Origin of the sequence: Petrocella sp. FN5 (assembly GCF_029210395.1) — a bacterium.
GTDB lineage: Bacteria > Bacillota > Clostridia > Lachnospirales > Vallitaleaceae > Petrocella.
This window is the reverse complement of record NZ_JARGDP010000099.1, coordinates 1-7889: the sequence shown is the minus strand read 5'-3', so window position 1 is coordinate 7889 and position 7889 is coordinate 1. Positions and strand designations below refer to the sequence as shown.

The 7889-nt window shown below is 37.6% G+C and carries 8 protein-coding genes; 3 read left to right on the top strand and 5 right to left on the bottom strand.

All coding sequences use genetic code 11. The features are described 5' to 3' along the window. Window positions 1-129: 129 nt before the first annotated feature. Window positions 130-1011, top strand: coding sequence for a PHP domain-containing protein (locus tag P0N36_RS14025; RefSeq protein ID WP_275843485.1), 882 nt, complete (start codon window positions 130-132; stop codon window positions 1009-1011). 33 nt (window positions 1012-1044) lie between these two features. Here the strand turns inward: P0N36_RS14025 and yajC are convergent, their stop codons facing one another. From yajC to P0N36_RS14010, 3 genes are all read right to left on the bottom strand, one after another. After that, window positions 1045-1386 (bottom strand): preprotein translocase subunit YajC, encoded by a 342-nt coding sequence (gene yajC, locus P0N36_RS14020; protein WP_275843484.1) that lies wholly within the window; start codon window positions 1384-1386, stop codon window positions 1045-1047. Between the two features lie 136 nt (window positions 1387-1522). Then, window positions 1523-2650: a tRNA guanosine(34) transglycosylase Tgt gene (gene tgt, locus P0N36_RS14015; protein WP_275843483.1), complete on the bottom strand. Its 1128-nt coding sequence runs from the start codon at window positions 2648-2650 to the stop codon at window positions 1523-1525. A 48-nt stretch (window positions 2651-2698) separates the two neighbouring features. Then, window positions 2699-4078: an NAD(P)/FAD-dependent oxidoreductase gene (locus tag P0N36_RS14010; protein ID WP_275843486.1), complete on the bottom strand. Its 1380-nt coding sequence runs from the start codon at window positions 4076-4078 to the stop codon at window positions 2699-2701. 215 nt (window positions 4079-4293) lie between these two features. Between P0N36_RS14010 and aroC the strand changes: the two genes are divergently transcribed. After that, entirely contained in the window at window positions 4294-5394 is a 1101-nt protein-coding gene (gene aroC, locus P0N36_RS14005; protein WP_275843482.1) for a chorismate synthase, read from the top strand. A 357-nt stretch (window positions 5395-5751) separates the two neighbouring features. After that, window positions 5752-6861: a GGDEF domain-containing protein gene (locus tag P0N36_RS14000; RefSeq protein WP_275843481.1), complete on the top strand. Its 1110-nt coding sequence runs from the start codon at window positions 5752-5754 to the stop codon at window positions 6859-6861. Between the two features lie 30 nt (window positions 6862-6891). Here the strand turns inward: P0N36_RS14000 and P0N36_RS13995 are convergent, their stop codons facing one another. After that, entirely contained in the window at window positions 6892-7323 is a 432-nt protein-coding gene (locus tag P0N36_RS13995) for a signal peptidase II (protein WP_275843480.1), read from the bottom strand. Between the two features lie 150 nt (window positions 7324-7473). Beyond that, on the bottom strand, window positions 7474-7889 hold a 416-nt coding region (locus tag P0N36_RS13990), incomplete at its 5' end, for a DUF3221 domain-containing protein (RefSeq protein WP_275843479.1).

Sequence of the window (7889 nt, the reverse complement as noted above, 5' to 3'; positions counted from 1 at the left end):
TTATTTCATGGATAAAATTAGAATTCTTCATGTTATTGAAAGATTCTTTTTAGCCTTATGACATTAAGAATTCTATATGATATAATAAATTACACTATCCATCTAAACAAAGAGAAAAGGTGAATACGAATGAAAAGAATTGATCTTCATAGTCACACCATCGCTTCTGATGGTACATATAGCCCAAAACAGTTGGTCGATTACGCTCATGTAAAAGGATTAAGTGCTCTTGCAATAACAGATCATGATACAACCGAAGCCTTGGCAGAAGCCAAAACTCATGCTCTTAGTTACCCTGATCTTGAAATCATTTCCGGCATAGAGTTTTCCACACACTCAGACCTATGTAGCTCTGACATTCACATATTGGCCTATTATATTGATGAAAACGACCCAAAGTTCCAAAATCAGTTAAAATACTTGATTGCATCTAGAACCCATCGAAATGAAAAAATGATTCAAAAAATGCAAGAAGGAGGGTTGAAGATAACCATGAAAGATGTTCTGGCAACTTCTGAAGATGGCATCATCACAAGGGCACATTTTGCAAAAGCCATGGAAAATCTTGGCATTGTCAAAAATATGCGTAAAGCTTTTGATAAATACATTGGCAATGACGGTCGTTTTTATATAGAACGGGAAAAAGTAACTCAAAAGATGGCCATCCAAATGATTCTTGAAAATGGTGGCGTCCCTGTTTTAGCTCACCCTGTACTCTATAAACTAAACTTAAAAACTTTAGATCATCTTCTAGGTGAACTGGTTAATTATGGCTTACAAGGTATAGAAGGTATTTATACAACCTATAAAACTCACGAAACCCAATATATAAAAGCTATGGCAGAAGATCATGGACTTATTGTCACAGGTGGTTCTGACTTTCACGGTGCCCATAAGCCGGGTATAGACCTTGGTACCGGTTATGGTGACTTGCAGGTACCTTATTCCATTAGAGATGAACTCTACAAAGCACATTTGATGAACAAAAAAAGAAGGCTATCTACGAGTTGAGATAACCTTCTTAAGTTTTTCATATGAATTGTCTTATTCTTCTTCTGATTTAACGATGGACAAATCCGGTTCTGCTTTTGAGATAATACCGGCACGTTGTACTGGTACTCTAACACTCTTATTTGTGCCAAGTTCAACAATTACAATATCATTAACTGTATCAACGACTTTTCCATAAATACCAGCACTCAGCAAAACTGAATCGCCTGTTTTAATGGAATTTTGTAAAGCTTCTGTTTCCTTTTGTCTTTTTTTCTGTGGTCTAATCAAGACAAACCACATAAATGCAAATAAAGCTCCGTAAAGTAAAAGTGAATACGCGATGCCCGTACTACCGGTACCTGCGCCTGCTTCTAATAATGGTAAAAAATTCATATATTGCCTCCTAATGATTCCTATTATGTATTCATGATAACTTTCTTAAGCTTACACATTAAAAACTCTTGTGTCAACACTTTTATAGAATTTTAAGATGTGTAATCCTCTATTTAATAGCTTTATAACCTATTTTTTAATTAGAATTCATGCCTTCTATTTTAGCTTTTTTATAGGTTTTATATTTACCATTTTCGATTGCATCTCTAATTTCTTCCATCATGGTATTATAGAAATACAGATTATGCATGACACACAATCTCATACCAAGCATCTCTTTGGCCTTCATTAAGTGCCTGATATAGGATCTACTATATGATTTACAAGCTTCACAACCACAACCTTCTTCAATGGGTCTTTCGTCCAATTCGAATTTGGCGTTGTATATGTTCATTTTTCCATGATTGGTATAGACATGACCATGACGGCCGTTTCTGGTTGGATAGACGCAGTCAAAAAAATCAACCCCTCGCTCAACTGCCTCAAGGATGTTCTCCGGTGTTCCAACACCCATTAGATAGGTCGGTTTATTCTCAGGCATATAAGGCACTGTGGATTCCAATATTCTATACATTTCATCATGACTTTCTCCAACGGCTAACCCACCGATTGCATAACCGTCAAGGTTCATATCACCAATGACTTTTGCATGTTCAATTCTTATATCATCGTAGACACCACCTTGATTAATACCAAAGAGCATCTGCCTATTGTTAATGGTAGATTCAAGGGTGTTTAAATGGTTCAGTTCTTTTCTACAACGTTCCAGCCAACGGGTTGTTCGATCCACAGAATCAATAACGTATTTGCGCGTTGCGGGAATGGGTGGGCACTCATCAAAAGCCATGGCAATGGTTGAGCTAAGATTCGACTGAATCTGCATGCTTTCTTCCGGCCCCATAAAAATTTTGTGTCCGTCAATGTGTGAGGAGAAATAAACCCCTTCTTCTTTAATTTTTCTAAGGGCTGCCAAAGAAAAGACTTGAAACCCGCCAGAGTCTGTAAGTATAGGACGATCCCAAACCATGAATTTGTGTAAGCCCCCCAGTTTCTTAATGGTGACATCACCGGTTCGAACATGAAGATGATAGGTGTTAGACAACTGTACTTGACATTTGATTTCTTTTAGATCATTGGTGGATACACCACCCTTTATTGCCGCTGCTGTCCCTACATTCATAAAAACAGGCGTCTGAATAGGACCATGTACCGTGTGAAACGTACCGCGCTTGGCCATGCCATCCTTTTTTAATAGTTCATACATAACGCACTAACCTCTCGTTTTCCCTTGTTTGTTAAAGCTTTGAATCACTTATATCGCCTTGTTCTTATAAGCTTCCTTTAATTGTTGGGCTACATAAATACCGCTGGCTGCTGCTTGGGATAAGGAATGGGTAACACCGGAACAATCGCCAAGTATATAAAGCCCTTTTATAATGGTTTCTAGATTCTGGTCCACTTCTACTTTGGAGTTGTAGAACTTCACTTCAACGCCATAAAGGAGTGTATCTTCATTGGCGGTACCAGGTGCAATCTTATCTAGAGCATAAATCATCTCCACGATGTTGTCCAATTGTCGTTTGGGCAATACCAGACTCAAATCACCAGGCGTCGCATGTAAGGTTGGTGTTGTAAAGCATTTAAGCATACGTCTTTTTGAACTTCTTCTTCCTTTAATCAAATCTCCAAAACGCTGCATAATAACCCCACCACCAAGCATGTTGCTAAGACGGGCGATATGCTCACCATACTCATTGCTGTTTTTAAAGGGTTCCGTGAATTTATTGGTCACCAATAAGGCAAAGTTTGTATTTTCTGTATGCTTAGATGGATCTGAATAACTGTGTCCGTTAACCGTCACGATGTCACCATAGTTTTCTGTCACAACTTCACCATAAGGGTTCATACAAAATGTTCGTACCAAGTCATTGTAACGGTCTGTTCGATATACAATCTTGCTCTCGTAGACTTGGTCTGTTATTTCTTTAAACACAAGTGCCGGTAACTCGACACGCACACCGATGTCCACACGGTTGTTTTCTGTTTCGATGCCAAATTGATCACATATCTTGTTGATCCAGTTGGAACCGGTTCGGCCTGTTGCAAGAATAAGCTTTTTGCCTTCAAAGGTCTGGTCTTTGGTCTTAATGACAAAATGATCCTCAACCTTTTCTACTGTTTCTGCTTCCGTTTCAAACAAAATGGTCATTTTATCTTTAATAAAATCATACATCTGACCGGCAATAACAAAATTACGGTCTGTACCCAGATGACGCACCTTAGCATCTAGAAGATGTAGGTCGTGTTTAAGGGCTTCCGCTTTTAAAGTACTGTTACCTGTTGAATAGAGCTTCGCTTCTGAGCCGCCCATTTCTAGGTTGATCTGATCCACATACCACATCAGATCAATGGCTTCTTTTTCACCAATATAACGGTAGAGTTCGCCACCGAAATTATTGGTAATATTATATTTACCATCCGAAAAACCACCGGCGCCATAGAAACCTTCCATAATACTACAAGTTTTACATCTACAGGGTATGGTGGGATTTTTGGTCTTGGGACAGAACCGCTTGTCCAACGCATACCCCTTCTCTATCATCAATATTTCCATACCCGGATTGTCTTTGGCAAACTCATAGGCCGCAAAAATTCCTGCTGCACCTGCCCCGATTAATATAACATCATACATAGATCCACCTCTTTTATTCATTCTATCATCATCTTTCACATCATTATTTCACCCCATTATATCACTTATTCTAAAGGATAAAAAGATGAAACTTTAATTAAGCGTTTGTGTCTAACAATTCATTTCATACATTATAAGGGCCCTTACTTGCTTTATCACTTTAAATTGATTATAATCATAAGAACCATAACGAATTTGCAAAGGAGGATTTCTCTATGCCAGGATCAATATTTGGTACACTATTTAGAATATCTACTTGGGGTGAGTCTCATGGTCAAGGTGTCGGTGTTGTTATTGACGGCTGTCCTGCCGGATTACCACTTGAAGTGCGAGACATACAACTTGAATTAAATAAAAGAAAGCCCGGTCAAAATAAATATGCTTCACCTCGGAAGGAAAACGACAAAGTCGAAATCTTATCTGGTGTGTTTGAAGGCCTTACAACCGGTACCCCCATATCACTAATTGTAAAAAACACGGATCAACGTCCAAAGGATTACTCTAACATTGTGGATGTCTATCGACCCGGACATGCGGATTATACTTTTGATGAAAAATATGGACTACGTGATTATCGTGGTGGTGGACGTTCTTCTGCCAGGGAAACCATAGGCCGTGTTGCTGCGGGTGCCATCGCTAAGAAAATACTAAAGGAATTTGGTATCACCTTACTTGGCTATACAAGATCTGTTGGGCCTGTCATCGTTGATATGGCTAATTTTGATGCTTCTCAGATTCATGAAAATCTATTTCGAATGCCGGATGAAGCAAAAGCAATCGAAGCCGGACACTATGTAGATGATATCATTAAAGAAGGCAACTCCATTGGTGGTACTATAGAATGTGTCGTAACGGGCGTTCCAACCGGACTTGGAGAGACCGTATTTGACAAATTGGATGCTAATTTGGCCAAAGCGGTCATGTCGATTGGTGCCATCAAAGCGGTGGAAATCGGAGCCGGTGTTGGCGTTGCTGATAAAAAGGGCTTTGACAACAACGACTTCTCTCGTTATGAAGACGGAAAGCTAATCAAAGAAACCAACCATGCCGGCGGTATTGTGGGTGGTATGAGTGATGGCAGTCCCATTATCGTAAGAGCTACTGTAAAGCCAACCGCTTCTATCCACATTGAACAGCCCAGTGTTACAAGGCAAAAAGAAAACAAAGAAATCATGATTGAAGGGCGTCATGATCCAGTCATCGTTCCTAGAGCAGTTACCATATTAGAAGCTATGACTGCATTGGTGCTCGTAGATGCGCTGATGATGAACATGACCGCAAAGATGGATTACCTGAGGAAAATATATACAACTTAAGAACTCGACTTGATTTAAAAAACAAGGACCTGAAAAAGCAATGTCATTAAGTTAAGAGATTGCCTGAAAAAGGTCCTTTTTTTTCTTCACAATATTGATTAAGGTTAAACAGATGATTGTATAATAGAATATTATATACACTGGGACTATTGTACTATTTTCAGACTTGCTTTATAATGAGAATAAGTAACTCGGCTTTCCCACTTATAGGATTTCTTAATGATTGTTGCCACTCGCCAAAGATGAAGAATCATCTTTTTGCCTGTGGTCAATTAGGCTAAATTGCTAGCCTAAAAATTAAATCATCTGAGAAAGCTGTGTCAGCAACATTATAATCTATTAAGAAAGAATGGGATTATGCATAAGAAAAAAAACATTGAAACACAAAGGATGAATTCTAAAATAAACGAAAACAATATAGCTGGTTTAAGAACCATTGTTCTTGTCATTCTAACGATTGTAACGATTCAAACAATCGTTTATTTAAGTGTAAGACAAATCTCATTTGGGCTAGATATTGTTGGGATAAAAATAGCACTGATTTTCTTGGGCTGCCTCTTATTATTCTCATTTGCCAAGATAAAAACAACAGGTTCTTTTTTCATGAAATATTCTGAAGTCTATATCGGTGGCATTGTTATAATCATCTTAGGTATGTCCATACTTAATACCTTTTTTGCTCAAGATATCAGTTCTGACATTAGTATTTATATCTTAGTACTATTTTCAGTCATTAGTGCCGTTAGGATTCGTCCTAGGACCATTAGTATTATACTTTTAATAAGCTATAGTTTCTTTGCTATTGGCTTACCCTTTTTTCAATCAAATATGTCTTTTCTTGTTCCCCATCTGATTAACGGACTTGTTATTAATATAATCGCATTTTTTATATCACGTATGCTATATCTTTATGCGGTAACTTATTTAGATGATAAAGCAGAAATTGAAAAAAAGAATGAAGAGCTAAAATACTTATCGGAAAGAGATGCCTTAACTGGGCTTTATAATCAACGGATGATTAATACATATATCGAAAAATACACAAATCAAGCTGAATTGTCAGGAGAAAATTTGTTTTTGGGTGTCATTGATTTAGATGGCTTCAAAAAAATTAACGATCATTACGGACATGCTTTTGGAGATAAAGTATTGTGTCGCATAGCTAACATCATTAAAGATAATCTACCAACAGCTGAGTTTGTAGGTCGCTATGGTGGTGATGAGTTTGTTCTTATGTTTAAGAATCTTGAAACAAATGAAGTCAGTGCTATTATGGAAAATGTATTGATAGAATTAAACAAGGTAGAATTCCATGAGGATAAACTATCGTTTAGTTGTGGTATTGCAAAATGGCAAGGTGAATCAACAAGAGACTTTTTTTATAGAGCAGACAGCTATATGTATAAAATCAAAAATTCAGGTAAAAATGGTGTTTTAATTAACGACGATGAGAAAGAAGCCGTATGAAGAAAGAAGCTTTTGAAGCATTATCTGAATCTATTTCCCAATCCACTTACCAATGAACACTAAGAAGACCCCTTTAAAAATAGCGAAATCCGCTAAATTAAAATGTACATCGTGTTTAGGTGCAAAGGCAATATAATCCACCACATAGCCTCTTCTAATTCTGTCAGTATAATTTCCCAGTGCACCACCTAGCATGAGGGCTAGGCCTATACCCGTCCACTTACCTTTTCCACTTGTCCAGTATGGTATACCTATGACTAGGATCATAACGATAGATAGGATTGTCAAAACATGGAGATAAGCCGGTTTGTCTTTTAACCAACCCAAAAAAGCACCTCTGTTTTTTACCAAACTAAAGCTAATTTTCTCATTAAGATAATACACTGGTTTTTGTCCCGCCAACTTGTTTATGGCAAGTTTTTTAATGACTTGATCCAAGATCCATACCCATACTGTCAACATTCAGACGATCCTCCATAGTTATATTATGTCACTCTCTACATATGATAGCACATGAAGCTCCTATAATTCAATAAATCTTGTATGCTCTTTAATACAACAAGCAAAACCTCATAAGGATGAATCCTATGAGGTTTCTTATTTATTATTAAATTAGTTATCCGGATTTCCGGGAGCTTCGATATCTTCAGGAACAATGTTGATTTGTCTGGCTGTTGCCTGTATAGGATCTGATTCCATGACATCGCCTTCGAAGAAAACATGTACATATTGACCTTCTTCAAGGGCTTCCATCGGCATTTCTTCATTCAGATAAATCACCGTATCTTTATTAACTGTAACATATCCCCGAGCATAGTCAGCTCCATTGTTATCTAATTCACCTTCAACCAGAATTACAATCGTACCATCGTCTTTCGCCGTTAGTTCTGTTATGTTTCCTGCTACACCATAGACAACCAATTGGGATTCTGTATCTGTTGGTAATGCTTCATCAACATCTTCCGGACTTGTAGTTGGGGTTGAACATGCTACAAGAACTGCTAATATAATCATCATTGGTATGATTA

Bases quoted from the DNA above. Each gene is read 5' to 3' on its own strand.
- aroC (WP_275843482.1), top strand. From the start codon at position 4,294: ATGCCAGGATCAATATTTGGTACACTATTTAGAATATCTACTTGGGGT.
- P0N36_RS14025 (WP_275843485.1), top strand. From the start codon at position 130: ATGAAAAGAATTGATCTTCATAGTCACACCATCGCTTCTGATGGTACA.
- P0N36_RS14000 (WP_275843481.1), top strand. From the start codon at position 5,752: ATGCATAAGAAAAAAAACATTGAAACACAAAGGATGAATTCTAAAATA.
- P0N36_RS13995 (WP_275843480.1), bottom strand. From the start codon at position 7,323: ATGTTGACAGTATGGGTATGGATCTTGGATCAAGTCATTAAAAAACTT.
- yajC (WP_275843484.1), bottom strand. From the start codon at position 1,386: ATGAATTTTTTACCATTATTAGAAGCAGGCGCAGGTACCGGTAGTACG.
- P0N36_RS14010 (WP_275843486.1), bottom strand. From the start codon at position 4,078: ATGTATGATGTTATATTAATCGGGGCAGGTGCAGCAGGAATTTTTGCG.
- tgt (WP_275843483.1), bottom strand. From the start codon at position 2,650: ATGTATGAACTATTAAAAAAGGATGGCATGGCCAAGCGCGGTACGTTT.